This is a genomic window from Paraburkholderia sp. HD33-4, from assembly GCF_021390635.1.
Lineage (GTDB): Bacteria > Pseudomonadota > Gammaproteobacteria > Burkholderiales > Burkholderiaceae > Paraburkholderia.
In genome coordinates this window covers 2,390,884-2,417,325 of the sequence record NZ_JAJEJS010000002.1, presented here as the reverse complement: position 1 = coordinate 2,417,325, position 26,442 = coordinate 2,390,884, and the positions used below count along the sequence as shown (strand labels likewise).

General features: G+C 64.0%; 19 protein-coding genes and 1 pseudogene. All 20 read right to left on the bottom strand.

Features of this window, described 5'->3' with window-relative positions; translation table 11 throughout:
• Position 1: 1 nt before the first annotated feature.
• A complete protein-coding gene (locus L0U84_RS30865; protein WP_442794090.1) occupies positions 2–208 on the bottom strand; it encodes a VOC family protein in 207 nt (68 codons plus the stop codon).
• Between the two features lie 336 nt (positions 209–544).
• Positions 545–1,246 (bottom strand): IS6 family transposase, encoded by a 702-nt coding sequence (locus L0U84_RS30860; protein WP_233855852.1) that lies wholly within the window; start codon positions 1,244–1,246, stop codon positions 545–547.
• 241 nt (positions 1,247–1,487) lie between these two features.
• Positions 1,488–2,201 carry a hypothetical protein gene (locus L0U84_RS30855; protein ID WP_233855851.1) on the bottom strand — a complete coding sequence of 238 codons (714 nt, stop codon included), beginning with the start codon at positions 2,199–2,201 and terminating at the stop codon, positions 1,488–1,490.
• Positions 2,202–2,231: 30 nt separating this feature from the next.
• A complete protein-coding gene (locus tag L0U84_RS30850) occupies positions 2,232–5,375 on the bottom strand; it encodes a DUF6519 domain-containing protein (RefSeq protein ID WP_233855850.1) in 3,144 nt (1,047 codons plus the stop codon).
• Positions 5,376–5,933, bottom strand: a pseudogene (locus L0U84_RS44270) (DUF6519 domain-containing protein); the annotation flags it as partial. It lies immediately after the preceding gene.
• 21 nt (positions 5,934–5,954) lie between these two features.
• A complete protein-coding gene (locus L0U84_RS30845; protein ID WP_233855849.1) occupies positions 5,955–8,222 on the bottom strand; it encodes a YmfQ family protein in 2,268 nt (755 codons plus the stop codon).
• Positions 8,219–10,987 (bottom strand): putative baseplate assembly protein, encoded by a 2,769-nt coding sequence (locus tag L0U84_RS30840; protein WP_233855848.1) that lies wholly within the window; start codon positions 10,985–10,987, stop codon positions 8,219–8,221. Before L0U84_RS30840 ends, L0U84_RS30845 begins: the two co-directional genes overlap by 4 nt.
• 148 nt (positions 10,988–11,135) lie before the next feature.
• On the bottom strand, positions 11,136–14,417 hold the full coding sequence (locus L0U84_RS30835; protein WP_233855847.1) for a putative baseplate assembly protein: 3,282 nt from the start codon (positions 14,415–14,417) through the stop codon (positions 11,136–11,138).
• Positions 14,414–14,773 carry a GPW/gp25 family protein gene (locus L0U84_RS30830; protein WP_233855846.1) on the bottom strand — a complete coding sequence of 120 codons (360 nt, stop codon included), beginning with the start codon at positions 14,771–14,773 and terminating at the stop codon, positions 14,414–14,416. The genes L0U84_RS30835 and L0U84_RS30830 overlap by 4 nt, the downstream gene beginning before the upstream one ends.
• Before the next feature lie 16 nt (positions 14,774–14,789).
• Positions 14,790–15,110 carry a DUF4280 domain-containing protein gene (locus tag L0U84_RS30825; RefSeq protein WP_233855845.1) on the bottom strand — a complete coding sequence of 107 codons (321 nt, stop codon included), beginning with the start codon at positions 15,108–15,110 and terminating at the stop codon, positions 14,790–14,792.
• A 45-nt stretch (positions 15,111–15,155) separates the two neighbouring features.
• The gene (locus tag L0U84_RS30820; protein ID WP_233855844.1) at positions 15,156–15,713 is read right to left on the bottom strand and encodes a phage baseplate assembly protein V; all 558 of its coding nucleotides are present in this window, start codon (positions 15,711–15,713) and stop codon (positions 15,156–15,158) included.
• Positions 15,710–16,855, bottom strand: coding sequence for a hypothetical protein (locus tag L0U84_RS30815; protein ID WP_233855843.1), 1,146 nt, complete (start codon positions 16,853–16,855; stop codon positions 15,710–15,712). The genes L0U84_RS30820 and L0U84_RS30815 overlap by 4 nt, the downstream gene beginning before the upstream one ends.
• On the bottom strand, positions 16,848–17,216 hold the full coding sequence (locus L0U84_RS30810; RefSeq protein WP_233855842.1) for a LysM domain-containing protein: 369 nt from the start codon (positions 17,214–17,216) through the stop codon (positions 16,848–16,850). The genes L0U84_RS30815 and L0U84_RS30810 overlap by 8 nt, the downstream gene beginning before the upstream one ends.
• Positions 17,213–17,878, bottom strand: a complete 666-nt coding sequence (locus L0U84_RS30805) for a hypothetical protein (RefSeq protein ID WP_233855841.1) — start codon at positions 17,876–17,878, stop codon at positions 17,213–17,215. Before L0U84_RS30805 ends, L0U84_RS30810 begins: the two co-directional genes overlap by 4 nt.
• A 28-nt stretch (positions 17,879–17,906) precedes the next feature.
• Complete coding sequence (locus L0U84_RS30800; protein WP_233855840.1) at positions 17,907–21,473, bottom strand: eCIS core domain-containing protein; 3,567 nt, start codon at positions 21,471–21,473, stop codon at positions 17,907–17,909.
• Positions 21,470–21,727: a hypothetical protein gene (locus tag L0U84_RS30795; RefSeq protein WP_233855839.1), complete on the bottom strand. Its 258-nt coding sequence runs from the start codon at positions 21,725–21,727 to the stop codon at positions 21,470–21,472. Before L0U84_RS30795 ends, L0U84_RS30800 begins: the two co-directional genes overlap by 4 nt.
• Positions 21,724–23,646, bottom strand: coding sequence for an ATP-binding protein (locus tag L0U84_RS30790; RefSeq protein ID WP_233855838.1), 1,923 nt, complete (start codon positions 23,644–23,646; stop codon positions 21,724–21,726). The genes L0U84_RS30795 and L0U84_RS30790 overlap by 4 nt, the downstream gene beginning before the upstream one ends.
• Complete coding sequence (locus L0U84_RS30785; protein WP_233855837.1) at positions 23,643–24,944, bottom strand: DUF4255 domain-containing protein; 1,302 nt, start codon at positions 24,942–24,944, stop codon at positions 23,643–23,645. Before L0U84_RS30785 ends, L0U84_RS30790 begins: the two co-directional genes overlap by 4 nt.
• On the bottom strand, positions 24,941–25,711 hold the full coding sequence (locus L0U84_RS30780; RefSeq protein WP_233855836.1) for a hypothetical protein: 771 nt from the start codon (positions 25,709–25,711) through the stop codon (positions 24,941–24,943). Before L0U84_RS30780 ends, L0U84_RS30785 begins: the two co-directional genes overlap by 4 nt.
• The gene (locus L0U84_RS30775; RefSeq protein ID WP_233855835.1) at positions 25,708–26,436 is read right to left on the bottom strand and encodes a hypothetical protein; all 729 of its coding nucleotides are present in this window, start codon (positions 26,434–26,436) and stop codon (positions 25,708–25,710) included. Before L0U84_RS30775 ends, L0U84_RS30780 begins: the two co-directional genes overlap by 4 nt.
• Between the last annotated feature and the right edge of the window lie 6 nt (positions 26,437–26,442).

Here is a 26,442-nt window from a genome sequence, read left to right as displayed (position 1 = left end):
ACTACCTGTCGAACAGCGCCGTGTAACGGCGCTGCATCTCTTCAGGCGAGAGCGCTTCGATCTGCGCGCCGAGCTGCCATTCGTGGCCGAACGGATCGCGCACGGTCGCCGAGCGCTCGCCATAAAAATGATCGGTAAGCGGGTGGACCACGGTCGCACCCGCTTTGACCGCTTGCGCGAACAACTGGTCGACGTCGTCGCAGTCAATATTGAAGGGAGCGCCAGTTTAATCAATGAATTCAAATTGTTTTCGTGTCTTCGGCGCTGGATTTAATGTGCATTTCTGGAGTCCGGTGGAGCAATAAAATCAACAACGTGCAGGTGCGTTTTAGATCGGGGAAACGTGCTGTTGTGTTCCATACTCGACCGGGGATGAACCGTTTCAACTTTTGTCGCCGGACCGGAACGTAACGTGTTTCCCACCCGTGTGAGGACGAGCCGGTTGATTCCGGTATTGTCATCAACAGACTGCCGGATCGCCAGATCAGGATTTTGTCGCAATAACGAATACCACGTGAGGACGTTTGGATATGGTTTGGACTACTTACGCAGCCAACGAGTAAAACTGCTCGGCGGGAGTTTGCGCGATGCCACCGTCTTTCATCTGGCCTTTGATGATCATGTGCATCACCTCGATGCCACCCAGAATAATGCGTGCACAACGAAAACTCTTGAAGCCCAGCATCGGGCGGGTGCGACGCTTGATGGCGCGGTGGTCCTGCTCCACGACGTTGTTGAGGTACTTCTTCTGGCGGATCCTGATCGGCGCCTCACGTTCAGCGTTGAGCGCCTGTAGCGCCGCCAGATTTGATCCGCTTTTATCAATCGTCACCGTCTCCGGCTCGCCGTTCTGGGCAATCGCCTTTTCAAAGAAGCGCCGGGCCGCAGCCTTGTCACGATGGGCTGGCAGCAGGAAATCGATCGTGTTGCCTGTCTTGTCCACGGCGCGATACAGATATTTCCATTCGCCCCTGACCCGAATGTACGTTTCGTCCATACGCCAGCTCCTGCCGACTGCCCGCTTGCAGCGTCGGAACGCTTTCTCAAGCACCGGTAGCAGTTTGAGCGCGCAGCGATGCACGGTCGAATGGTCAACCGAAATTCCCCGCTCGGCCATCATCTGCTCGAGGTGGCGCAGACTCAGCGGATACGCAACGTACCAGCGCACGCACAGCAGGATTACATCAAGCGGATAGTGAAGACGCTTAAGCACCTTCGCCACAGCCGGATTCAGGTTCTGCTCCATCGATCAGATCGTTTGTTCTCGGGACTTCACCATAGCAGCTCCCTTATTGCGACAAAGCCCGGTCACGCCCTGCTCGCGGTTAGTTTCCTTTCAAGGCCTTCATCCGTTCTTCCGGTTGTGCCCGATTCAAGCCGCGGGCGTTGTCTTTTTTCGCCTTGCTATTTTGTTGTCGGACTTACCTTTTGCGTCTGGGCAACACGCATGCCGCGCTGAAAGTTTTTCCGGTGGCGACTCAAGCAAATCAACCATTCGGAAACGCAATCTTGTGAATCTCCTCCGGCGGATCGCCGATCGGCTGTTCGCCTTGCGGCAATGTGATGTTCTGGTACGTTGCGACGCCGGTGGCCGGCTGAAACGGCGTCGTGCCAATTAACACCGGCTGGCCTTTCGGGTTCACGACCTCGACAAAAAGAGATGTAGGTGCTTGATCCGCATTCTCGCTTGTCGTGGCGTCCTGCTTGCCGCCCGTTTGGGTCGTGGCCAGCGAACCCGCATAGCTGAGCAGGAAGTAACCCGTGCTGTCGGTATAGCTGAAGCCGTACGCGCTCTGGTAGGCGTTCTGTTGGTCTACGAGAAACACACAGTATCCCGAAAGCGGCTGCAACGCCGCGCTGAAAACACGGCCGTGCAGTGCCCAGCCGCCCGCAGCGACTTGTGGCGCTGGCGTCGTGATCTGCTGGTTGACGACGGCAATCCGCGCAATCGTGGTCTTCGCGGCGTCCACCGTCGTTTGCGCTGCGGCAGCCTGCGGCGAGCCGGCGCCGTACTGTTTCGTTGCGCTGGCTGCGGTCCTGGTCAATTGCGAAAGACGCGCCTGATGCACGAGGCCCAGCGTGGCGACGCGCTGCGCCACGGTGGTATCGGTCGCACCTAGCGCCGATGTCAGCGCGGCTGCCAGCTCGGTGCCCGCTATTGCGTTGGTAGCCGCCGCATCGGCTTTCGAGGTATTCGCCATGACGTGTTTTCCTCTGGTGTAGCGTGCCGGCTAGGCGCCTGCAGGGGTCAGTGTTTCGCCGCCCTGCCGCGCGCAGTCGAGCGGCACTATCACCACGTTGTTGGTGGACCTTAAATAGGCCGGGCTCGACGCATTGGCAAACAGGCAAAAAGTCGAAAGATTCTGGCAAGTGATGTTCACACCGCCCAGCGTGATTCCCGACGCGAACACAGATCCGATCGCCTCCTGGAACCGGTTGCCGCTCGCCTGGAGTGTGGCGCCGATCGCCAGCACGTCGACAGCGACGGACAGAGCCGTACCGTCCACCCAGCATTGATTGCCTTCGAAGTTGACGTGATCGAGGCTCGCGACCATGACGGAGGCGAAACCTTTTTGACCGCTCACGCGCGTCTCCAACTGGCAGATGTTGTTGGCGAACAGCACTGTCCCGTTCGAAGAAGTGGTGAAGGCCTTGTTACCGGTGCCCGGATCGGACGTCTTCCCCGCCGTATAGGCACCGGAAAAGCTGCCAAGCAGATTGACGAAGTCGATGAGTGTGCCGAGGTTCAGGATCTCGACCGTGGTCACGGCTGCGGAGCGCTCCAGCGTGACCGTGCCCCCCGAACTGAAGTGATTGTTCACGAACGAAAACGGACCGAACCCCAAGGCCGCGAGCGCGGTGGCGAGCGGCACGCGCACGACGTTATGCTCGACGCGCAGAGCGGGAAGCCCGGGTTCATAGACGGGCGTTGCCAGCACCGCACCCCCCTGCACGTTTCCAGCTGCGCCATGCGTGTCCGACGAAGTGGACTGCCACCACAGTTGCGAGGCGGTATTCGGAGCGGCGAACGCAGGGGGCGTGACCAGCAGTGCAATGATGCCGCCGCGCAGGATACTCGCACTCTCTTGTGTGCTGGCAGTGGAGAGCGACCAGTCGCGCGTCTCCAGCACCCGGTTTCGGCTAACGACGGCCGCCTGCGCGTTGAGAAGAAAAATACCGCACACTTCGGCGCCGGGCGTCTCGCCGAAGTCCGTCACGACGTTGTCACTCACGTCGAGATTCTGTACGTCGGGCACGCAGATGGCGCCGTAGCCGAAGGTCACGCGCGCGAACCTGCTGACCTCGATCGGACTCAGCAGCGTGCGGGAAATGAGGTTGGCGCTGATGGTGAGATTCTGGATGCTGATGACTTCAGCGGTTTCGGAAAGGTCGAAGAAGCCCACCGGGCCGATCCCGCAGAGGCCCATGTTGCGGATGGCATTGCGAGCGATCAGGATGTCGGCGAGCAGGCCGCCCGCTACCAGCGCCTGCTCGTTCGAGCCGGAACCGATTTTGCCCGGCAGGATCAGCGTGTGCGTTGTGCTGCACTTGTCGGGCACCGTAACGAACACGCTGGGCAGGTTGCCCGAGTCGTCTCCGTTAGCGTCGAGAATCGCAAAACTGCCGAGTGTGATGCCGTTGCCGCTGCCGCCGTCGATTTCGTTCTCGACCACAAGGACATCCTGCGACGGACCTCCTATTTGAATACCCCCGGGCGCCAGGGGCAGTTTCGACCCGATCGCGATTTCGGCGCTTTCCGGAGCTTGCGAGCCCTGCGTCTGCGTTGCGGGAGCAGCAAGATCGGTCACGACGCTCGCCGGAAGTTGTTCCTTCGCACCGGCCGAAATCGTCAGGCCGACCCAGTTATGCTCGATACGGATCTGCCCGCCGCTGACGCAGATCGCCGGGTATTGGCTCAGTACGTTCTCCATGGCGATGCGATTGCCGGCGATCCTCAGTAACTTCACGTCCACGCCGGCGATGGCAGGACAGGTCGACGCCACGATGACGATGTCTTCGATGGCGATGTCGGCGTTGCTGGAACTCGGGTCCCGGTCGCTCGATTTCTGGATGGCTTCGATTTGCACGTTCGGCGGAGGGGGCGTCTGAGCCGCTGCATGGTCCAGCAAGATGCCGACTTCTCCCGTGGCCGCTTCGACGACGAACGAACGCAACTGGACATGGTGCGACCCGACGACCGTAATGACCGCGGGCAGGCCGCTCGCGGCTGTCGGTGTCGATGCCGGTTGTGGAGCCGCCGGCGGCGATTGATCGAACGAGGGGGAGGCGAGCCGGGTTCGCCAGCCGCAGCCGCGGACGATCACGTCAGTGTTCTCGATCACGACGTGCTCGAAATAGCGGCCCGGAAGGATGCAGACTTCGCCGCCGTTCGCGTGCAGTGACGCGATCGCCGTGTTGATCGACGTGTATTTTCCGATGCTCTCGTTCCCGTCGCCGACGGTGCAGTTGCAGCAGCCGCAGTCGATTTCATTCGAAGGATTCCACGGTGTGCGGCAGTCGGGGGCGCTGTTGGGCAGCGACACCACCGAGAGCTTGGTGTAATGGTGATGGATGCCGCGTGGCCGCGCGGCGGCGAGTTTTTCGACCGACCCGTCGGCCGTGCGGGCAGCGAAGGTCCAGAAGTCGGCGACGTTGAAGCCGCCGGAGGCGGAACTCAGGCCGAAGGTGACGACGATACCGTTCTCGAGAATCAGCGTGGTGCCCCCTTCGGGTACAGGAATCGCTCCCGTGCCGGATGCGCCGAGGTCGCACCAGACGGTCACTCCGTCCTCCTGATAGACGGTGCCCGACTGGTCCCACCGGCGGATCCGGGTGTGGCTCTTCGTGACGGGCGTACCCTTGCCGAAGGCGCTCTTCGCGGAGAGCGTGGAGGTGAGCGTGATCGTCTTGCCAGCGATGTCGATGCTGTCGATCTGATACAGCTCACCTGGCTCACTGCCCAGCTCGAGGGCTTCATCGATGATCTCGATCCAGTTGCCGGGTGTGAACCCGAGCACCTGATCGCGGCCGAGACTCAACACCGTGAGTTGCGCCGCCGGAGCGCCGAGCGTGTTGGTGGCGGCGGCGATGAGCGTGACGCCGGTTTCGACGGAAGCATTCTCGCGGGACCATTTGAAGGTCGCGCCAGTCGACCCGCTGATCGTGCCTGTTGCGTTGGGTGCGCCGCCTTGATGGATCTCGACGCGGTAGAACTGGTTCTCGACTCCGGTGTAGCCGGTACTCGTCGTGAGGCAGCATGGACCGGCCGACGGATTGGGCACGACATCCGTGCTGAGCAAGCCCGCGGAACCCGGCGGATAAGGAATGTCCGAGTCGGGCGTGGCACAGCTCCAGTTCTTGCCGGTCGCGTCCATGAGCCGCACTTGCCAAACCGTTTGCAGACGTCCGCTAGTGTCCACGCCGATCGCCTTGTCGATCAGGTGCGGGTCCTGGAGCCAGGTGACCGGCCGCGTCCAGACGTCGAGGTAGGCGAGGAACGTAGTGCTCTTCGATAGCACGTCTGTCGGCGCATTCGGATAGTAGGGCTGCGCGGCATAGTCGATCGCATTCACGCTCGCGGACGGCGGCGGCTGCGGTGTGCCGGACATCTCGGCGAGGGCGGGGTCCCATTGCGCGGTCGCATGTGCTCCGTGATTCTCGGCGAGAAGCCCGTCGACATACATGCGCCCGAGACCGATGGAGATCGACGGCGTGCCGCCCGTCGACGTGACCGCAATCTGGAACGCGTAGGGCGTGGTCGCCGGGTAGACGGCGTGGCCCATGAGGTCGAGCGTGCCGGCCTGAATGCGGCGCGAGATCTCGGCGAGCCATTCGTTCCAGTCCGCATCCGTCTGCACCCGGCCCTGCTCCATCACGACCCCGGCGAAGTCCCTCCAGGGGTTGAAGGTGAACCGGCTATTGTCGAAGCTCACGGTAGGCTCCTGTCGTTCACGTCAAGTCTGGTAGATGAGCCCGGACTCCAGTCCGACCGGGAGGTATTCCTGCAATCTGATCCGGAGGTCACCCTCACGCTGTGGCGCGAGCAGAAAGTGAAAAGCGCCCATTTCGCCGCCGTCGGACGCGCCGCGGCGAATCGTGTCGTCGGTCGAGACCAGCAGCTTCATATAAGCGGGGTGGCCGTAACGCAGCGAGAAGAACAAGGGCTGCGGCGCGGCGAGCGCTGCTTCCACACACTTGAAGCGACGCGGGGTAATCGCGTGTACCGGTAAGAAGCTGAAGCGCACGCAACCCTCCTGCTTGCGATCGGCGATGAGTCCCGAGGCCCACGTGTCGCCCGCCGCAAGCGCCGCAAAAATAATGCTGTTGGAGACCAGCGTAAGCAGAACCGCATGCACCTTGCCGAACACCGTGCAGCCTTCGAGCGTCAAAGCGCCGCCACCCGCCTCGCCATCGGGCGCGGCATAGGCGACTCGTGTCTTGTCCGTGGCGTCGATCACGCTGTCGCAAAGGCTCACTGTGACGAGCGGTGCGGCGCGGATCGCGCCGACGATCGAGCGCTCCGCATTGATCACAACGCCGGCTGCCTCCCCGATCAACGCCGGCGCATTGCCGGAGACCGGTTCGCCGTCTGGCCCGACCGACCAGCCGGGCACGAGCGTGCAATCGAGCAGGCTCAGCGTGCCGAGAAGATTCGCGGTGCCGTCGGGGCGCAATGCCGGGACATGCACGAGCGCCGTCGGCGACGGACTGCCGGGCGACATGGCACTGCTCGCGGCCAGCATCAAACCGTCGAGGATGAGGGTGCTCGCCGCGTCGCCGCTAACGACGAACTCGCCGTCTAACAGCAGCGTGGGAGCGGACCCGTCCGCCGCGCGCAGTTCCAGCGTCGTGCCGGCGGGCAGATCGACGGTGAGCGGGCCCCCGGCTGGCTGTGCGCCACTGCCCGCGAACTCGATGGCGACCTGGCCGTTCTCGCCAAGTTCTTTCACTGCAAAGTTGAGCGCTGCCTGCAGGTTCAGGTAGCGCTTGGGGCTCGCGGTATCGGGGTAGGGGAAAATCCACGCGGGATCGGTGACCGTGAAGTCGGCGCTGCGCGCGTATTCCCCGCCGCCCATGTCGGCGTTAAAGCCACGATAGTAAGAGACGGTGAGTTGCGGCGGCTGCGGGTCGCCGGGAAGGCTCGGCAGCACGATTCGGCCGAGCTCGGGATCGATGAGCGCGGCGTACTGCGTGTCTGACGCGGACGGTAAGTTCGCCCAGCTTCCGCTGGTATCGGAGAGGTCGGCGACACGGATCTGGTAAGGGTTGAGAAGCTGGCCGTTTTTCACGAGCGCGAGGCTCTTGCCCGCGCCATAGTAAGCCGCGCCTACTCCCTTCTGGAGATCCTCGCAAAGGACCCGGCGAAGCAAACGGTCCGGGACATTGACGGGCCCCGCGGCGTCGGCGATCTGCTCGCCCTGCGATACCGCCCGATGGAAGAGCGGAGCGTCCATGCCGAGTGGATTGAAGCGGAAGCACGGCGGCGCGCCCGGCGTCATGGACAGGACGGCTGTCGCGGGGGCGTCCGTCACGCTGTAAGCGCCAAGCGACCAGAGGAAGATACCGATGTTCTGGATGTTGTAACGGCCGCGCCGCGAGGCGATCAGGTGTACGTCGACCTTATGCGCGGTCCGGTCGAAGCCGGTGTCGAGGTAGAGACTGCTTTGCCAGTGGCGCAGGTCGGGCGCATAGAAGTTCTCGCGCCGGATGTGCTTCATGTACTGCGTGTCGGCGAGCACGCGGAATAACTCCACTGCATGCGCGCCCCAGCCGGTCACATCGCGTGCGAGCTGCTCCATCACGAGCACTGTCCCCTTGCGGCGGCGCAGCGAGATGGTTTCGGCCACCTCGGAGCGTGGATTGTCGACCGCGGGCGCGACGCCCTTCACCGACTGGTAGCCGATCAGATCGCCGATATAAGGAATGACCCATACCGCGCAGGTCTCGATGAACTGGTCGTCATAAAGCTGGTCGAGGTCTTCGGCCATAGCCGCGATCTGTTCCGCGATGACCATCAGGAACGATTGCAGCGGACCACGCGAAGCCTTCGCCGTGAGTTCGTCGAACAGCGCTTGCTGATCGGCGGTGAGCGGCGCTGTCAGCGCCTGCAACGCGTTCAGTTCGGCGAGCTCGGTGGCGCTCAGCAGCGTTTCGCTGCCGGCGATCTGGGCGTCGCGCAGGCGGTAGACGGCAGGCAGCAACTGAAAGAGGTCGGGATTCATATCATCACCCCTAGCACGAGCTGCTTCGGGTCAGGGTCGAGAACGAGAATCTCGGCGGGCGTCGGCAATGTGCCCGGGCCCGCTACCGGAACGTAAGGGCAAATGCGCGTGCCGGAACCGGAGCACGGACGTGGCAACGGTGTCGTCAGCGCGCCTTTCATCCATGCGTTGTAGGCGGAGACGGAGTAGCCGGCGCTGCCGAGATCGCCGGCCGAACTGGTGGCGACCACCGCAACCTTGGTCACGTTGACCGCGACCACGCCGGGCACGTTCTGAATCAGCGCGGCGATCTCGTCTCCCGAAACGCCCTCGCCGAAACTGCGCGCTGCGAAGCTGTAGGTCTGCGTCAAGGTCTCGCGCACCGACGCCTGCACGGCGCCTGCGTCATGAGCGGGGTCGTAGGCGATGTCCGCGGACAGTCGGAAGGTGGTCTCGTAGAACGTCTGCGCGAAGATGGCGACGTTCGGATTGCCATAGCTCCTGAGCGACAGGACGAGATTCGCGAGCGTCGGATTGCCGGGCGGCAGCGCCGCCCCGTCCGCGCCGGCCACCGTGATGAAGACGCCCCGGTACGGTCCGCCCGCAATCCAGCTCGCGGACGCCTTGGCGATGCCCGCGAAGGTGGCGGCGTAGTTCTGGTAGTCGGTGATGGACACCACGCGGCCTAGCGTGAGCACCGAAAGCGGCGCGTTGCTGCGAATCCCGTCGACCGTCTGCGGGTCCTGGCCGCCGGTAGCGGGCATCGGATTGCTGACCCCGCCGACGCCGAGTGGCCGGTCGACCAGCGTCGTAATCGTGCCCGCTCCCACGTTGCCGGCAGACCCCAGACCCACGCGGTACGTCGCGAGGATATTGTTTTGTCCGGTGGGCAAGGTGGCACCTTCGGTCCCGTCGCCGAATTCGATCATCGCTGTGCCGCCCGCGAGGTTCAGCGTGCTGTACACCTGCGCTGCAGGAGGCTCGCCGTAAAGGCTCGGCACTCCGGTCCACGCGACGCCGCTCGCGGAGACGGTCAGCGTGCTCGCGCTGCCGTCCGGTGTCGGCGCCTGCACGTAGGTGAGGGGCGACTGCTTGAGCGTGAAGGTCTGGTTCGGCGTTGCAGCCGAGCCGCTGCCGAGCGCCTCGGCGACTGAGCGGCCCGCCGTGGCCGGACCCACGTTTGCGTTCACGCTCGTCGCCGTGCGGTCATAGCAGTTGAGCAAGGGTGTCTTCAAGGCGATGCGAGTGTGCGCGTAGGGCTGCGCAATCACGGAGACGCTGGCGACAAGGCCGACCTCCTGGACGACTGGGTCGCCTGTGCTTGCGGGCACCAGTGTGAAGTCGGTGAGCGCAGCGGTGACGGTGCCGCTCCTGCCGTTCGTGTCGGCAACGTACAGGTCGAGTGTGCCGCTCGCCTGGCTCCAGTCGGCGACCGTGCCGTCCGGCTGCAGAAAGTCCGGAGGCTGCAACAGCGTGATGATGTCCGCCTGCCCCAGCGAGACCTTCCCGGTCGCATCGTCCGGTACGAATTGGAGCCCTGTAACGCCCGCATTGACCGAGAGCTTCTGGCTCTTGCCGACGATCGCAACTGCGGCGACACCCGCGAGATCGGAGCGCACACCTTCCAGATCGACACTGTTGCCATAGAGCGGGTGGTCGAGCGGCCGCTCGGCCGCGGCGAGCGCCTCGCTTTGCGTGAGCACGGAGGTCTGGCGGGTCGCGGCATAGTAGTCGGAAAGCGCCTGATTCGTGTCCGTCGCGACGCGGGTGATCTTTGCGCTTGCGCCATAGTCGGAACGCGTAATCGACGTGACCGAGTCGAGGTGGTAGAGCATCACGGCCCCGGCCGGCGACCTCGATGTGTTGCCGTCCGGACGAACGAGCACCAGCCAGCCGCCGGGCGTCAGCTTGCCGTAGACAGCGTCGAGATCGACGAGGCTTTCGCTGGCGAGCGAGTTTCCGCTCCCGACGTCCTGACCGAAATTCCAGTCGAGCGGCGGCCCGACATTCAGGAGCTTGGCGAGATAGAGCGCCCATATCGACGAGTTCGCCAGCATCAGCGGATTGACTGCGTTGTAGCCATAGAGGGCGGCGCGCTGGCGCAGCGCATAAAACACCGGATTCTGCTGGGCAGGACCGCTGCCCGCACTCCCGAGTTGCTCGGACCATGTGACGAGCGTGCGCTGTCTGATGGTGTCCGGCTGCACCGAGCTCACTAGCCTTACATCCCAATGTTCGCTAGTGAAGGGCGGGTTGGCGCGCTCGTCACCGACGATCAGGATCGCATCTCCCGGCTGCAGTTGTGTCGAGACGCCCGCGAGGTAGGCGCTCGTCTCGCGGGCCTTCGGGATCCATGGCACCCCCGTCTGTACGGGCAACGCGTTCCAGTCGGCTTTGGCGATGATGTCGTTCGATGTTTCGAATGACTGCGGCGACTGGCCCTGCGCCGGAACACTCTGCACCTGCGTGCCGGCGGGAATCGTGATTGCTGCGGTCGCCGGATCGGTGGGCAGGCCGGTGGCGGCCTTGATCGTGAAGGCGAGGTAGGTTGCGGCGGACACCCCCGGCGACGGCTGGTAGCCGATGAGTCTCGCAAGCTGCGTGAGCGAATCGAGTTGCGTGGCCGTGCGCAGATAGCTTTCGTTCGCGAGCCGCTCCTGATAAAAGGTCAGGATGTCTAACATGACGGCGGCGGCGTCGATCAGGGCGATGCTGAAGTCGTCGGTGTCGCGCGTCTTCAGATAGGCGAGCGCGGGATAGTCGGAACTCGACAGACGCGCGAGCATGGACTCTCTGAACGTTGCCCAGGTGCCGGTCCGATAGGCGACTGACGATAACCCCGGGCGATTGGTCTCGCCTTGCGGCGTCTGTACGCTGATGCCGGCGCAACAGTCGCAGGTGCAGTCAGGTAGTCCGGTGCAGTTCATGCGCGCCTCACTTTCCGCCCTGCATGACGAGCGTGAGACGCCCGTGATCGGGAAGACTAGGGTCGTTCTCCATGCGGGCAACCTGGAACGGCCCGAGAGGAATCTCCCCTTGCCGCAGATACACGGACGTCTTCACGCCCTGCGGCTGGAACACGGTGGCGCTCACGCTCTGCACGCCCGCCACCGTGCGGGCCGCGGCATAGATCGGGCTCAGGTAGACCGTCTGACCCAGCACGAAGCGGCCGGGCGCAAAGAGCGGCGGTGCGCCGCAAGTCCGGGTGCCGCTCCCGAGGACCTGCAGCAGCGCCTTTTCGACGTCGCGCCGAAAGTAATCGGGCTCGACGCAGACCGTGAGTTCAATGTCGAGCGACACGTAGCCGGGTCCCTCGATCTGCAGATCCTGGCCTGCCAGCCGGTAGCGGTCGACGTAACGCATGAGGCTGCGGCGCAAAGGCGGGCGCAAGGTGCCCGCGCATGTCGGTTCGGCGGTGATGAAGACGGTGTACCAGCTGCCGGTCCAGCGCAGCGCCGCCGCGGCGTCTTCGATCTGCGGGCAGGTCTCGGTTACCGTGGCGTAGTCGGCCATCGTGATGGCCCGTTCCTGCGTCATGAAGGCCTGTGGCGCGCGGCGGCGAATCTGGTCGTTGGTCTCGGGGTCGATGCCACCGCTGGCAGGCAGCGGATTGGTGCAATGCAGGATGCGCGGGTCGGCGGCGCAATTGACGAGGCTGTCAGCACCGACGTTGCCGGCCGTTCCGTTGCCGATGCGGTAGACGGCTGTGAACGAGCTTGCGCTGATTGGGCGCATGCCGTTGGTGTCGTCGCCGAAGCGCAAGCAGGCCGTGCCGTCAGTGTCCACTTCGACGACAAAGCAGGTATCCGCCGGACCGTTCGCGAGGAGGTCCGGCTCGGCAGTCCACGACGACTGCACGCCGTTCAGGGCGCTGGTGAGGGTGATCGCCGGCACGCTCTCGTTGGCGTCGTACTGCATCAGGGCGCTCGCTGCGAGACCCGGATTGGGTTCCTGCTCGAAGCTGCGGACCGCAATCAGATCGGACGCCGCATCGAAGGTCGCCGCGACGTTGTCGAGCGAAACCCCATCGAACTGTTCCACGACGACCGGCACCTGCACGCCCACGCCACCCGAGGTCGGCTGAAAGACGAGGAGCAGATTGAAGGTGTCCGGCTGCGAGATATCGTCTTCGGCCAGCACGCCGAAAAGCGCTGGCCACGAGAGCGGATTGACGGGCTGGATGCTGAGAAAGGGCACACCGCCCGAATCCTTCAGGTCGATCGGCCCGCCTGGCGAAAGCTGTGTCAGCTTGAGCGGCAGCGGGGAAGGCGTAGCAGCAGGCGGGGTGTAGCCAGACGGGACTGTGATGAAGCGCGACAGCGAGTCGATCTGCGTGACGGCGTAGTTCGGCGTGGCCGGCGTGAGTGTCAGATTGGCGAATCGTTCGAGTACCACGGGGCCCGTCACTCCGTGGGCACCCCCAGACGGAGCGAAGACCACGCTCAGATCGAAATTGGCGGGATCTGTCGCGTTGCTCTGAGTCTGGATGCCAAAGTACTGCGGCCACGAGAGTGGGGCTTCGGCTTCGACCATCAGACAGATGAAGCCGTTGGCATCGACGAGACTGACAAAGCCGTTCGGCAGCAGGGGAATGGGAATCGGTGTTACCGGGCTGCCGGCGAGCGGCAAGGGCACCGCCCGGGTGACTGGACTGTCGGGGAGCTGCGGGCGGTAGCGCACGGGAAACGGCACGGGCGCAGCCGGATTGCAGCGGGCCGTGGCTGAGGGCGGATAAAACAGAGTAGGCTCGGGCACGCTCGGCAGCGCTACGCCCGGCATCGAGAGGCCCTGATCGGCCAGCACGACATTGCCGAGCACCGCGCTGACTCCGCTGAGCTGCTGTTCGCGGCCACTCGCGTCGAGAAAGACCGACGAGACGCAGACGGGAAACGGCAGTGCGTCTTCGGACGACCACCGGATCTCGGTGACCGGCGTCGGCCGTTGCAGCGACGAGGTGATCGGCGCCCCGCTGCCCAGTTCGAAGAGCGGATCGACGAGCGGCTGGCCCAGGGCGTTCTGGGTGGCGACCGACGTGAGCCGCACGGCGCAGCGGTGGCGAATGTCGGCGTCGGCTGCGGCGCCGGTTTGCGGTCCCATCAACTCCTGGAACACGAGCACGTCGCCGACCTGAAGGTTCGGATAACTGCCGAGGAGCGTGGCAGCCGTCGAGCTCTTCGGCAGACAGCAGTTGCTTTCACCCCAAGTATAAAACTGCATCTGGTTGTGCTCAGGGTAGAGGTTCGCGTCCTGCATCGGCTGGAACACGACGACACCCGCATCGAGCGCGGCCCGTTCATTGCCCGCGCCGGGCGCAAGCGATGACGGCATGCCCGGCGCGTACGTATAGAAGCGCGTCACCGCGTGATCGAGAAACACGGCAACGGCGACCGTCAGACAGATCCATGCGCGCGCGTTGCACCCATCGTGTACGCGGTAGTCGACGAGCAGTGCATGCCGGCGCAGCGAGATCCGACTTCGCGCGGTCAGCAGATAGGCCTCGGTCGTGACCGCATCTTGCCGGTAGCTCAACTGGTCGCCGACATAGGCGAGAAGTTCGGCGAGGACCACTCCGATGTCCGCCTCGGTCGCCGCCTGCCAGCCGGGCAGGAGTTGATTGAGGCGATCCAGCAGGATGGTGCGGAACGAGCCGTAATCCTTCGCGAGATAGTTGATCGGGGGCGGCGCCGGCAGCTCGGGCGGGCACGGCGCAGCGAGGGGTTTGCAATCGAAATCGGGACCGCACTCCACCTTGAATGAGAACGTGACGGCGGCGAGCTGCGGATCGAATCCGTCGAGTACCTCGGTCACCGGGAAGGCGTTTTCCGATGCGAGCGCCGCGTCGTTCACGAGCCGCAGGGTGTACGGCGAAAAGTCGCCGGCCGCACTTGTCCGAATCACGAGGATATTCGCAGGACTGGCAAGCGACGCGAAATAGTCGGCCTCCGCGTTCGTGGCGTTTGCCGGAGCAGGCACGGCCGGCGCGATCCAGGCCGCGGTGATGCCGGTCACGCTCTCGCCGCCCTCGATCAGCACGTTCGACGGCGTGAGGCCGAAGGGCGCCTTCTTCAGGCAATGTACGAGCAAGGTCTGTTGTCTCGGACTCCCGCCAAGGGCCAGCGCCTCGTGATCGATCACTTCCAGATAGTCGATCCCGTTGAGCGTGGGATTTCCGAGGACGGCAGCCTTGCGTCGTTCGTCGCAGCACGCGTAGATCATCCGTTACCTCCGTACACGAAGGTCTGCACCTGCGTGACGCCGGTAGAAAGCGGTGCATAGGTGACCGTGATGGTGAGCAGGGACTCCTCTGCCGAAGCAACGACCGACATCACCTTGATGTAGCCGGAGAGCCACTTTTGCAATGCGCCCTGTACGGCGAACTGGGTGGCGGCCGCCATTTCGATGCTGTTGGGCGCGAACGGGAGCTGCAGGAGGCCACTGCCGAAGTCGGGCAGGTTGACGCGCTCTCCCGGCGAGGTGAACAGCACCTGCTCGACCAGTTGACGCAGATAGTCGTCGCGCGGGTCCTGGGTGCGGCCCCGGCCATCGAACCGGAAAGGGAAGTTGACGTTCATGGCTCGCGTTCCGCCGTCATGTCGCCAGCACCAGGGTCTGCGCGGACACGGGAAGGAGCGGCGTACCCGTCGGCGTGCAGATCGATGTGCCGCTCATGATGGCGACCGGCTGGCCATTCGCGAACACCTGGGTGGCACCCACGATCCACTGCGCGGTGACGCACGGCCCGTTGCCCGTGGGCGGCACAAAGGCGCAGCCGGCCACGCTGTAGGGCGCGGCGATGGTCGCAACCGGCATTCCCGAGACGAACACCGAGGGGCTCAGCGCCGTAGGCATGGCCTGGCCTCCGTGCGCGCAGGTGATGACAGCGCCCATGTGAAGAATCGGTCCCGGCATGGCGACACCTCCGCGTTGGCTTTGGCCTCGAAGACAAACGTCGGGCTAGCTGCCCACCACCGTCAACGCGCTGACGTTGACAGCGACCGTGGGGCCGACGAGCGTAATGCTCGCGCCCTGCCCGTTGCTGATGTAGATGCCTGTTGCATTGACGACGATCATCGCGCCGCTCGCGTCCTTCAGAACGATGCCGCCGCTTGCCGGCGTCGTCGGACCGTCGCTCAGGATCACTGAGTTTTGTCCGGTCGTCTGCAGCACGATGTTCTGGCCGGGTGGGATGGCGGGCGGCGCCATCGCGAACACGGGTACGTCCGCGACGAGACCCCAGAAGCCGCCGGTCCAGATCGGATAATCCGGATTGCCCTGCTCGAACTCGATCCAGACCTGGGAGCCGATGGGCGGCACGAAGAAGCACCCGGCCTGGGAGCCTGCCGCAGGCACGCATGGCATGCACCAGCTCGACGGCGTTTCGCCGAGGACATCGGGCACTTGCGCCGTGACGCGGCCGATTTGCAGGGGATCGATATTCACCAGCACCGTGCCGCGATATTTGCCGTAGTAGCGTGCGGGCGCCGGGGAGGAACCTGAGGGTACCGAGCTCATGGATTCACCGTCTGGACTGTGGATACGAGGCCGTTGCGAGTCAGCGTGAAGTTCTGCTTGTACTCGCCGCGCTTGATGTGATGGGTGACGCTCTTGACGTAGTAGAGGCCATCGAAGGCCGGACCCGAACCGCGCACCCCGACGAGCTTGCGTGCGCTCAACACGCCGCCGTAGCGGGTGACGTCGAGGCTTCCTTCGCAGGTCACGGCCTCCGCGTTCCTGGCGGCCGCGGCGAGTCCCAGCATGATGGCCTGCGGCAACGGCAGCTTGGATGCATCTTCGCGAAAGGGTTTGAGGTCCGGCGGAATCAGGTTCGTGTACATCGGCGGAATCGCGCCGAGCGGCGGATTCAGCGGCGTGACAGGCGGCAGCGGGATCGGAATGCTCACGCCCGTTTCCTGGATATACGCATACATGAGCGGCAGCTTGTTCTTCTCCTGGTCGAACGTGAAGTGCAGGTTCTCGACGTTGGTATACGCGTCCATGTCGGCGCTGAGTGCGGGCTGCACCTCACCCACCTTGATCTGCGGACCCCAGTAGGCCGTGCTGGTGCCGACTGCCGGCCCCGGCTCGATATAGAACACATAGCCGACCTCTTCGGCCATCGAGCGCAGGTACTGCAGGTCGGTGCCTTGCTGGCCGGGAATCGCGTCGATCGGCAGCGAGATGTCGACCAGCACGCTCGGAATGATCAGCGGCAGCACACCGAAGAACGCATATTTGGCGAGCAGCAGCGCCACGCGGGCCTCGCGCGGACAGGCGGGGAACGGAAAGCCGCTCAGGTTGGACTGGTCCATGAGCGCCGTGAGGTCGCGCCCGGTGATCGTCAGCGTCGAGTTGGAGCCCTTGTCGCCGGGTGAAATCTGATTATTTGTCACCACACCGTCGATCAGCACGTTCGCCACGCCATTGACCGTCACCACGAGAATGCAGCGCATGAAGAGCAGCGGCGTGCCGCCTGTCAGCAGGAACAGGATCTGCAGGGGCGACTGCTTGTCGATGCTGAACACGAGTTGAAAGCCGCTCGGCCCGACGTCGTCCACCTTGACCTCGACCGACGCTAGCGAATCCAGCACGACGCGGGGCACCGTCGTCGGAACGACGGGCCCGATCATCAAGGAGAGCTGGACGCTCTTAAGCACCGAGGCCTCCCGGCACACCCTGTGGTGTCGTGATGGCGAGCACGCGACCGGGGCTCGCGACGAGCTCGTGCGGCGCGATGGCGCCGTTGGCGTCGCAGATCAGCCAGAACATCAACGGATCGCCGAGATACCTGGCGGCGATCAGATCGAGCCGGTCGTTCTGGTGCACCGTGTACTGGTTGATCGTCGCGAAGTTGGGCGCGCCGGGCTGCGGCACGATACGTCGCGCGAGATACGCGATCACCTTGCCATCGGGCGCGGTGTATTGCTGCACGCCGAATCCGTAGTAGCGGCTGTCAGCCGGGAAGGTGACCGGCGGCACCACGCCCAGTTGCACCATCGCAAAAAGGGGATAGCTCATGGCAGGCCTCCGAGTCCCAAAACCGTTAAAGCCGGCGACGCGGCCTGTGAGGCGAGCGACTCCTTGTTCGTCAGATAAGACATGAAGAGCCGTCCGCCCGGGTGCTCGAAGCCGAGATCGTCCACGTTCAGCACGCGCATGCCGAGGCTCACCTTGGCGCGAATCGGATTGAGCGCCGCGTCGAACGCTTCTTCGGTCACGGAGAACTCCGTGAGCCGCACCGGCACCACGCGGCTGCGGCTCCAGACGAACAGGGTCAAGGGTTGCTCCAGTGGGATGATCTCGAGCGTGCCCGCGTTGGCCATGCTGTCGTCGGCGAGCAGGGTTTCGACGCTCGGGTTGATCAGCATTTCGAGTTGTGCGAGTTGCGGATGCAGGCCGTATTGGACCGTCAGCGGAAACTGCGTGGGAAATTCGAGCAGATCGGTCGCATCGAGTTCGGCATCGAGCTTGATGGTCTCCACGACGGGCCCGCGCAAGCGCAGCGCATCGACCCGAATGCCGTCCGGCGAGCCTGGCGTCGACTGGATCTGCAGCGTGCGCGACAGCGAATCGGGGTTGTACTGCAAGGCGATCACGCTCTGGACCACGGAGGTGTCCGGGTCCAGGGTGACGATGCCGCCCTTCACGAGGCGCGGGGAGAGGGGGGAGGTGACAGCCATGGCGGGTATCCTTTTTTTGTTGATCCGCTCACGGATCGAGGTCGTGCGGGATCACCACGTGTTCCTGCGCGGGCGCAATCGTGGGCTGAGTCGCGGGCGGCGTTGCGGGCTTGCTCCATTGCTTGCCGTCGTGAACGAGCTCGTAGGCGTCACATTCGAGGCTCGTGCAAAGCTTCTGCTCGGCCTCGTACGCCTCGAGCTCTTTCGTCTCGGTCTCGCCGAGCCCGGACGCCTTCTTGTCCTTCAGTTCCTTGAAGCGGGCCGGCTCAACGGCATGCGTGCCGTATACAGCGTGAACGCGATAGAAGACCACCTTGCCCGCTTCGACCACCTCCTTGACCTTCGCCTCAATCTTCGCGTGGTGGTTCGCGTTGGCCTTCTTGTTGATCGGCGTCAGGTTGAAGCGTCTGCCTGGCCCGCCCAGGTTCTCGTTGAGCAGGTGGCCTTGGACGTAATTCCTACGCTTGACCAGAGGGCCGAGGCTTTTCCAAATGGGCGCGCTATCGCGCGGCGGCGTTCCCTTCGGGTGCTGCTTGCTGAGAATCGAGGCGGTTGCCTCTTTGCCGCCGCCGTCGGGCGTGAGATTCTCGTCGTACTTGATGACGGACGCAGGATCTATGTGCCTCTGCGAGAAACCAAGCTTGACGATCAGATCGGCAAGCTGGTTGAACTGGTCCTGCTTGACCTTGACGTTCTTCGTTTTCTCTTCTGGCGTGCTCGACCGGCTCAACGGCATTTCGAGATCCTTCGCGAGCTTCTGCGCTGTCTTCAGCAACGCCCCGTTCGTGCCGGGCGGTTGGGCCTTCAGGAACTCCGACCACGGTTTGCCCGGCGTACTGGCGATCATGATTCTGGGCGCATCTTCGGTGCCTTCCATGTAAATGGAGTGCTCCTCGTCGCCGACCAGCACATCCTTCCTTTGCTGCCACCACGCGAGTACCTTGCCGGCGGCCGCCTTGCCTTTCTCATAGAAGCCCTTGCCCTTGGCGACGACATACTCGACGATCTTGTCGAGGGCTTTGTCCACTCTGGTGCGCACCGAATCGATGATGGCGCGCACCTGCTTGCCGATGTCGCCGAGGCCGAACTGCTCGGCAAGGAACCCGATGATGGCGGTCATGCCGGAAGCCATCGCTTTTTCGACGAAACCCGCGGCATCGCTGAGCCGCCCGGCTGCAATATTGGAGAGGGACTTGACGATCGCATCCACGATGGCCTGCAACTGCTTCGCCTTTTCAATGAAGAAACTGATGGTTTTGTAGATGGCCTGGATAGCCTGGATGATCGCGCCGGCGGGATTGAAGAGCGCTGCGAGCTTGACGATCGCGATCGTGACGATCTTGCTGATGGCCCAGCTCTTGACCCCATCGAGCACAGTGTCGATGAGCTGGTCGGCTTTCTCGATGATCATTTTCCAGGCGGCCGCGAGACTCCTGGCCTGAGCCAGCTTCATCAGGAAGTCGAAAGTGCCCTCGAGAAAGTGCACCGCGTCCTCGCCGAGAACCGCAACCATCTTCAAGCGGAATTTGTCGTAGGTGAGATCCAGGATCTGCAGAATCAGCCCGATGATGTCGCCCAGCCCGAAGCTCTTGGGCAGCTTGATCCCCGCCTTGGCGACCGAGCCGAACAGGAGTTCCACCACGCTATGTTTGAGGTGATCGGCGATGTGCTCCTTGAAGCCGTCGAAACCTTGCTTGAGGGCCTCGATCAGGTTCTTAAGAAATCCTATCGGATCCTTGACGATGGTCCGGAATGCATCCCTTGCATTGCGCAGGGTTTCCAGTATTCCGGTGCCGTTGACCGCGGCAAGCGCAGCTTCCATGGCGAACTCGAGGACCTTGTCCGCGGCCTCGGAGGCGAAGGTTTTGACCTTGTCGAAGGCGGGCCTGAACATGTCGACGATACGCATGGCGGCAGCGCCCGGGCTTGCAAAGTCGCGCAGGTTGAGGGAGTGGAAAGCCGTCTCGATCAATCCCTTGAAGTAGTCCCAGTTCAGGCCGAGTTCGTCGAGCCTGTCCGTGACCCACTTGTAGGCCTTCTCCAGCGCGCCTGATTCCTCGATGCGTTTGAACGTGTCATCACCGCCTGGAACCAGGTTGAAGAGGGCGCCAAGCAGATTACCGGCGGTTCGCTCAACCGGCTTTTCAGTCAACGGATCCTTGCCGAGGATGACGGTGAACAGCCTGAATCCCGGAATCTTACGGATGAATCCCTTGATCTTGTCGATGGGATTCGAGAACCAGCTGTCGGACCCGGAATCGGCGTTTTCCTCGTCGGCATCGCGCTGAATCTGGCGCGGCGGGGGCGACGCGTGCAACGGGCGGCGCACGGGCTCATGGCTTTGCTGCACGACGTGCGCCAGTTCGTGCGCGAGGAGCCGGCGACCCTCGGTCGTTCCCGGCGCGTAACGTCCCGCCGCGAATACGACGTCGCTGCCGACCGTGTAGGCCTTCGCGCTCAAAGAGCGCGCTGACGCCGCGGCGCGTGCATCGGTGTGCAGCCGCACCCGCCCGAAATCAAAACCGATACGGCGTTCCATGAAGCGACGGGTGTCAGCGTCGAGCGGCCGGCCGGGACAGCGGAGCACGTCGTCGATGGCGGCTGGGTCGACGAGGATTTCGCCCGACGTCTCGGCCTTCCGCTGAAGCGGAAACTCTTCTCGCTTCTTTGCTGCCGGATCGGCCGGCGTTGCGCCGGATGGTACAGGCTTCAGTTCCAGCTTCTTGTCGAGCAGGGTGGGCGGCTTGACCTTCAGTGGCGATTCCGGCGCCGGCATGCGCAAGCCCGGTAGAACGGGGGCCGTGCGAGCGGCAGACTCAGCGGGACGCTTGCCGCCCAACCCCGCAATGGCGCCGAGCCGATGCAGGCTCCATGCGTCGAACATTGCCTGGTCGGCTGGCTGCGCGCCATGCGCAGCGGGGCCACCATGTAGCCCCGCGCGAAACTTTTCCTGATCGACGGCGATCCGGGCTGTCTCGGCCCGGTTCTTTTCGGAGTCGGTCTGATTCTTGTGCTTCACCGGCGCCTTGCCATGGAAGCTCAGCGTGAGGGTCGCAGAAGAGGGGTGATCGACCGGCCCCGCATACGTGATCTTCAGCGACAGTCCCGGATACAACTTGTCGAGCGGGACGCTCGGTATCTGCACGGGAAGCGGCTTGTGCGCGGCGGCAAGGGCGGCGACAGCGCCGAGCGCCGCTGTACCGGTCACGACGAATCCCGCGGGAATGCCGACGAAGTCGGCTGCGCCCTTCACGGCAGGGTCGCCTTCGATCATCTGCATGACACGCCGGGCCGCCGACGTTGCTAGAAACGCCTCGGCGAGCTTGCCGAGCATGTCGGCGGTCGACGGCGGCGATGCGGCAGGTTGGCCGGTTCCGCGGTCCGCAGGCGCTGCCTGCCGATGGATCGTGCCGAAGCCTGAGCTTGCAAGCGACCAGGCAGGGAGCCGGCCACCGCCCGCCACCGTGTCCGCCACGCGGTCCGCCTCGGCTTCTAGCGGATCCCCCGGCTTGCTGACGCGCAGACCGCCAGAACTCGCACTGGCTCTGGCAGGGCGCGCAGTGTCCGTATCGAGGGCGAACGTGGCGGAGTTCAAGATCGCACTCCCTTGCCGATCCCCCGCGCGATCCGAATGCCCAGCCTGCGCGCGCCGGCTACACCGGATTCCATCGTGATGGGACCGAGCCGCATCACCGGTGTGTGCCGCGTGGTCGCCGCAGTGATGCCAGTGGCCGGATCGGCAAGAACACGCGTGAGTTCACTGCGTATCGCGTTGATCAATGCGAGCCGTTCAGCGGCATTCATGCCGTGCAGCGTCATACGGTCGATCGTCACGGTGACGCGGCTCATACCCACCCCTTGGTTTCGAGTTCCGAGAGCGGCCGGTCAATCTTCGCGGCTTCCATCCGCGTGGCGCGCAGCACATGCGTCATCTCGACCGGCTCGCCGGTTTGCGCGGCCAGGAACGCTGCGTTCAACGCGATATTGCGGATATTGCCGCCCGCCATATTCAGCTTGGCGAGGCGAGTGGGCTGCAGATCTCTGGTTGGCGTGGCGGCGGGAAAAACCCGTGACCAGATCGCCTCTCTCTGGAGGGCATCGGGAAACGGGAAATCGATCATGAAGCGCAGACGCCGGGAAAACGCCTTGTCGAGAGAAGACCTGAAATTGGTGGTGAGGATGGCCAGTCCCTGGAAGCTCTCCATCCGCTGAAGCAGGTAGCCCACCTCGATGTTGGCATAGCGGTCGTGACTGTCCTTCACTTCGGAGCGTTTGCCGAACAGGGCGTCGGCTTCGTCAAAGAGAAGAATCACGCCGCCGGTCTCGGCGGCGTCGAACACGCGCTTCAGATTTTTTTCGGTCTCGCCGATGTACTTGCTCACGACCGACGAGAGATCGATCCGGTAGAGGTCGAGTCCCAGTTCGCTGGCGAGCACCTCTGCGGCAAGCGTCTTGCCGGTTCCGCTCGGACCCGAGAACAGCGCGCTCAGGCCAAGCCCGCGGCGGCCCTTGGCCGAGAACCCCCAGGTTTCATACACCTTCATCCTGTGGCGCGACTGCGCGGCCAGTTGGCGCAGCGTCTCTTTCTGCATCTCGGGCAGCACGAGATCGTCCCAGCCTACCTGGGGCGGGATGCGCTCGGCAAGATCCTCCAGACCCGGCCGGGAAACGGATCGGCAGGCATTCCAGAGCTTCGCGCCGAAGCGCTCGCCATTGGTGCCGTCGTCCTGCGCCCTCGCCGACGTGCTTATCGAGACGATGAACTCTGCGCTCAGCCGGAACTGCTCTGCAAGCTGGTCGAGAACGCCATCCACCTGGCCGGCGGCCGGGCCCAGCGCGACCTCCCAGATTTGCCGCTGGCTTGCCGGGTCAGGCTTGTTCACTTCGTAGCGTTCCACCGGACCGCTCAGGTGCACCGGCTCGCGGCTCGCGATGATCAGTGTGCTGGGCAACCGTTCGGCCAGTTGCCGCGCGGCCGTCCCGGGTATATCGCCATGCCATTGCAGCAGCAGGAAGGCGGGCAGCAGGATCGACTCGCGCATCCAGAGGTGAATGAACTGGTCCATGTCGGCACCCGCGGCCGGCGTATCTTCCAGCCGCAGTATGTACAGTTCGCGACCGGCCCGGCTGGCGAGAAGAGCGGCTATGCCCTCCTGGCCCGCCGCATCGTCTCCGCAAAGATGCAGTACCTGCGACGATGACGGTTCGTCGAACGGAGCACGGATCGCCTCGGTGGCGAGCAACCGGTGTTCGTCTGCTATGTGCTCAGGAAGAGGTTTGCGATGCAGGACGCGTTCAAGGCGTTCGTCGAGCAGGTTCACACCGGCGAGATAGTGCAGGACGCGCTCTTCGATATGCAGAGGCGCGCTCATCACGCCATGCCGGGACTCCATCTCGATCAGACGGAAGCGGCGCAACGGCCGCGAGGGGGCGAGCGCGCTCCAGTGCGGCTCCCTGAGCACGGCCATGGCAAGCGCGAACGTCACCGCGTGACGCTCGGGACGCCCGGTAGCCTCCGCGCACCATGCGGCAAGCGCCGAATCCATCTCGACGCCTGCGCACAGTAGCAGGATCTCGCGTTCGAACGGGCTCAAGTCGAAACGCTGGGCGAGCAAGTCAATGGCCGCGGGCGCCGTCATCGGCTCGTGGTCGGGCGTCTCGTCGTCCTGAGCCGCTGCGCTTTCCAGCCGTCGGCGCAGGGCGTCGAATTCCCGCACCAGGTAGGCCTGGTTTTGCTCTGCCCACTCGGCGCAGGAAGGCGTGCTCATATCGTCACCATCGGTCCGGAGAACATGGGTGGATGTGCGCTGTTCACCTGCACCGCGCTGGCCACACCGTCCACCACCAGCCGTCCGAGCAGAGGCGCGGCGGAAGGCAGGCTCGCTGGAAACTGGAAGTCGAGGCTTCCCGTGCTGACGGAAAAGGGCTCGGCCGGGGCGCTGACACTGAAGGGAGGATTCGCCGTGCCCGCGAGCGTGATGAGCGCGAGCGAGATACTTTGCCCCGGTATCGCGTTGGGACTGAATGTCACGGTGACGCGGAAACCCGCGGTATTGGCTTGCGTGGTTGCAGTCTGCGAGGGCAAGGTCGGCGCCAGCGCAAAGGGCAACGTATTGGTGGACTGCGTCACCAATCCCGCTGCGTCGGTGATCTGCGCGCTCAACTCATACACGCCGGCCGGCTGGGTCACGCCCGCGTCGGGTACGAACGAGATCGTCGTGTTGGTTACGCTCGCAGGGGACACCGGCACCGTGTATTGAATCCCATAGCGCGGATTGCTGAGCAGTACCTGGGTAGTTCCGCCAAGGAACTCGCCGGTGATGGTGACGAGATCATTCGACGCCGCAGCGGCCTGTCCGCCAGGCGGATTGATCTGCAGGATCAGAGCGGGCTGGACAGGCACAGCGCGAACCTTTCGATGCAGCACCGGCAACGAAGGGCTCGTCTGCTGTCGCGGTTCCATCAGCACGACCGACGCCTGGAACGGGTACGTCAGCCGGTAATCGGCCTTGAGCGCGGTCCACAACCACGCCATCTCCTCGCGCCCCAAGGTTGCAGGCGTGATCTTGATCATTTCAACCTGGTCGGCGAGCCCGGACGTACTGAGAAAGGGTGTGAGCGGGTTACCCGGATACGGCTCCGGCGGGCTGGACAGTTTTTTCAGCGCGTAGGTGATGTCGGCCCGCAGGAGTACCGGGTTTTCGTGCAGCATCATCAACGCATATCCCAGCAGGGCTTCGGACTTCCAGAAATCGGAGCCGTAGACCGTCAGCAGGTAGTGAAGATCCAGCGCGAGAGGCGGACTCGAAAGACGTGTTTTGCCGTCAGCGCTCATCGACGGCAGATCGACATTGCGCCAGGCGGCGTTGTGCGTCACCTGATGCAAAAACAGATTCACCTGGTTCTCAGCTTCGGCTTCTCCCGTTATCTTCGCTTGCACCTGATCGGGCGCAAGGCAGGACACGGTGACGGGATTCGTGAACGGAGAGTCCGGCCCTGAGTACACGTTGCCGAGGTAATACTGCAGCACAGCCGTTACTCCGGAGAGGGCGAGTCCGTTGCTCATCTGTTCCCTCCGTCGCGGCGCTTGAGGTACTCGTCCAGACTCATCGTGCGGCGCACGGGGGTGGCAGCCGGACGCGGCGCCATCGGCGGCGCGGCCATCACTTCGATACGTCCGATATGGATCTGGATGTCGCCGGTATCAGGCGTGGAAGGCCGCCGCAGCGCGGAGGGGCCGTCTCTCGCCGGCAGCTTCGCGGTCGGCGCCGCCGTCCTGCCCGCGGACTCCGCCATCATCGGCGCGGGGAACGGATCGAGCGCGGATGGGCGGGCCGATTGACGCACGTCTTCTGCGACCAGAGGTACGATGCGCGGCGGATCGGGTGCGCGAGTCTCGGAGAGGGCAGTGCGCGATCCACGCGCTTGCGATGGCGCGGGCTCCAGTGTTGGGGAGTGTTCGACGCTTGCATCGGCACGGGTGTCCGCGGGAACGCCTCGCGCAGTGCGTAAGTCCGGTTCGCCACGCGCGAATAGCGAATCGAAGGTCTCGTGCTCGATGAGCGGCGCGTAAGCTCCACGCTCCTGAAAGCGAAGCCGGATATCTTCGTCACGGCGCGCCGGAGCGGCAGAAGGATAGCCGGGCCGATCGGTAGTCGTTGCGACCGCTGCGAAGTCGTGCTCGTGCGCGGCAGCAGCGAGCGGTTCAAGGTGCGCACCGGCCGCAGCTTGCTCACTCTGTTTCGATCCGGAAAACAGTGATCCGACCAGCGGGTGCAGCGCGGGGGCGGGTCGCGTGACGCTGGCGGCGAGGCGCAGCAGATACCCTTTCATGCGTGCACCATCTGCAGGTAGAGCGCCCGCCGTACGGCGCTCAGGGAAAGAATCTCCGACTCGCTCCACCCGTAGGCCGAGGCGAGGGCGTGAACGTCCAGCAGCAGGCGTTTCGCCTGTGCTTCTATCTCGGCCCAGAGAAACTCGGCAAGATCGAGATTTTCCTGGAACGACTCCGCGCACGCCGGGCAAGTGAAGTCGAGCGTGATTTCGGCGAGTGGATCGGCAAGCGCCATCTGTTCGCCAACCTCATCAACATCCTCGCGCGTCCACGTGGGCGCATCCGACTGGCCAGCTTCGGCGCCAACCGAACCGTCCGCCCGGCATTGTTCGAGCAGACGGAGTGCGGCCTCGTGCGCATCGTGTTGCGACGCGAGCCGCGCGAGGTCGCGGCTCGTCGGCAAGCGAAACGCGCAGCCCTTCACGACGATCAGTTGGTCCTCTTCTGGGGCGCTGCCGTCCGCGACCGATCGCCCGTCGAATTCAAACTCGAGCTTTTCACCGCATTGCGTGCATGAGGTCCAGCCCCGCAGCGCCGCTCCGAAGCACGCACAGCGCAATTGGGCGAGCGCGCGATTGCGTCGGCCGAGAGGCCAGTCGGCTACGCTCTCATCCCACGTGTCAGGAAAGGCGGCCTGAATCGCGAGCAGGCCCTTGTCGATCGGGTGCAGGGTTCGGCCGCTCTCCCAGAGCGCGAGGAGATCGGTCTGGCTCAGGGTGTGCATCTCGCT

Bases quoted from the DNA above. Each gene is read 5' to 3' on its own strand.
- L0U84_RS30810 (WP_233855842.1), bottom strand. From the start codon at position 17,216: ATGAGCTATCCCCTTTTTGCGATGGTGCAACTGGGCGTGGTGCCGCCG.
- L0U84_RS30850 (WP_233855850.1), bottom strand. From the start codon at position 5,375: ATGGACGCGACCGGCAAGAACTGGAGCTGTGCCACGCCCGACTCGGAC.
- L0U84_RS30775 (WP_233855835.1), bottom strand. From the start codon at position 26,436: ATGCACACCCTGAGCCAGACCGATCTCCTCGCGCTCTGGGAGAGCGGC.
- L0U84_RS30835 (WP_233855847.1), bottom strand. From the start codon at position 14,417: ATGATCTACGCGTGCTGCGACGAACGACGCAAGGCTGCCGTCCTCGGA.
- L0U84_RS30860 (WP_233855852.1), bottom strand. From the start codon at position 1,246: ATGGAGCAGAACCTGAATCCGGCTGTGGCGAAGGTGCTTAAGCGTCTT.
- L0U84_RS30845 (WP_233855849.1), bottom strand. From the start codon at position 8,222: ATGAATCCCGACCTCTTTCAGTTGCTGCCTGCCGTCTACCGCCTGCGC.
- L0U84_RS30840 (WP_233855848.1), bottom strand. From the start codon at position 10,987: ATGCTCGCGCGTCTGTCGAGTTCCGACTATCCCGCGCTCGCCTATCTG.
- L0U84_RS30805 (WP_233855841.1), bottom strand. From the start codon at position 17,878: ATGGCTGTCACCTCCCCCCTCTCCCCGCGCCTCGTGAAGGGCGGCATC.
- L0U84_RS30790 (WP_233855838.1), bottom strand. From the start codon at position 23,646: ATGAGCACGCCTTCCTGCGCCGAGTGGGCAGAGCAAAACCAGGCCTAC.
- L0U84_RS30855 (WP_233855851.1), bottom strand. From the start codon at position 2,201: ATGGCGAATACCTCGAAAGCCGATGCGGCGGCTACCAACGCAATAGCG.
- L0U84_RS30830 (WP_233855846.1), bottom strand. From the start codon at position 14,773: ATGAACGTCAACTTCCCTTTCCGGTTCGATGGCCGGGGCCGCACCCAG.
- L0U84_RS30820 (WP_233855844.1), bottom strand. From the start codon at position 15,713: ATGAGCTCGGTACCCTCAGGTTCCTCCCCGGCGCCCGCACGCTACTAC.
- L0U84_RS30825 (WP_233855845.1), bottom strand. From the start codon at position 15,110: ATGCCGGGACCGATTCTTCACATGGGCGCTGTCATCACCTGCGCGCAC.
- L0U84_RS30795 (WP_233855839.1), bottom strand. From the start codon at position 21,727: ATGAGCCGCGTCACCGTGACGATCGACCGTATGACGCTGCACGGCATG.
- L0U84_RS30785 (WP_233855837.1), bottom strand. From the start codon at position 24,944: ATGAGCAACGGACTCGCCCTCTCCGGAGTAACGGCTGTGCTGCAGTAT.
- L0U84_RS30780 (WP_233855836.1), bottom strand. From the start codon at position 25,711: ATGAAAGGGTATCTGCTGCGCCTCGCCGCCAGCGTCACGCGACCCGCC.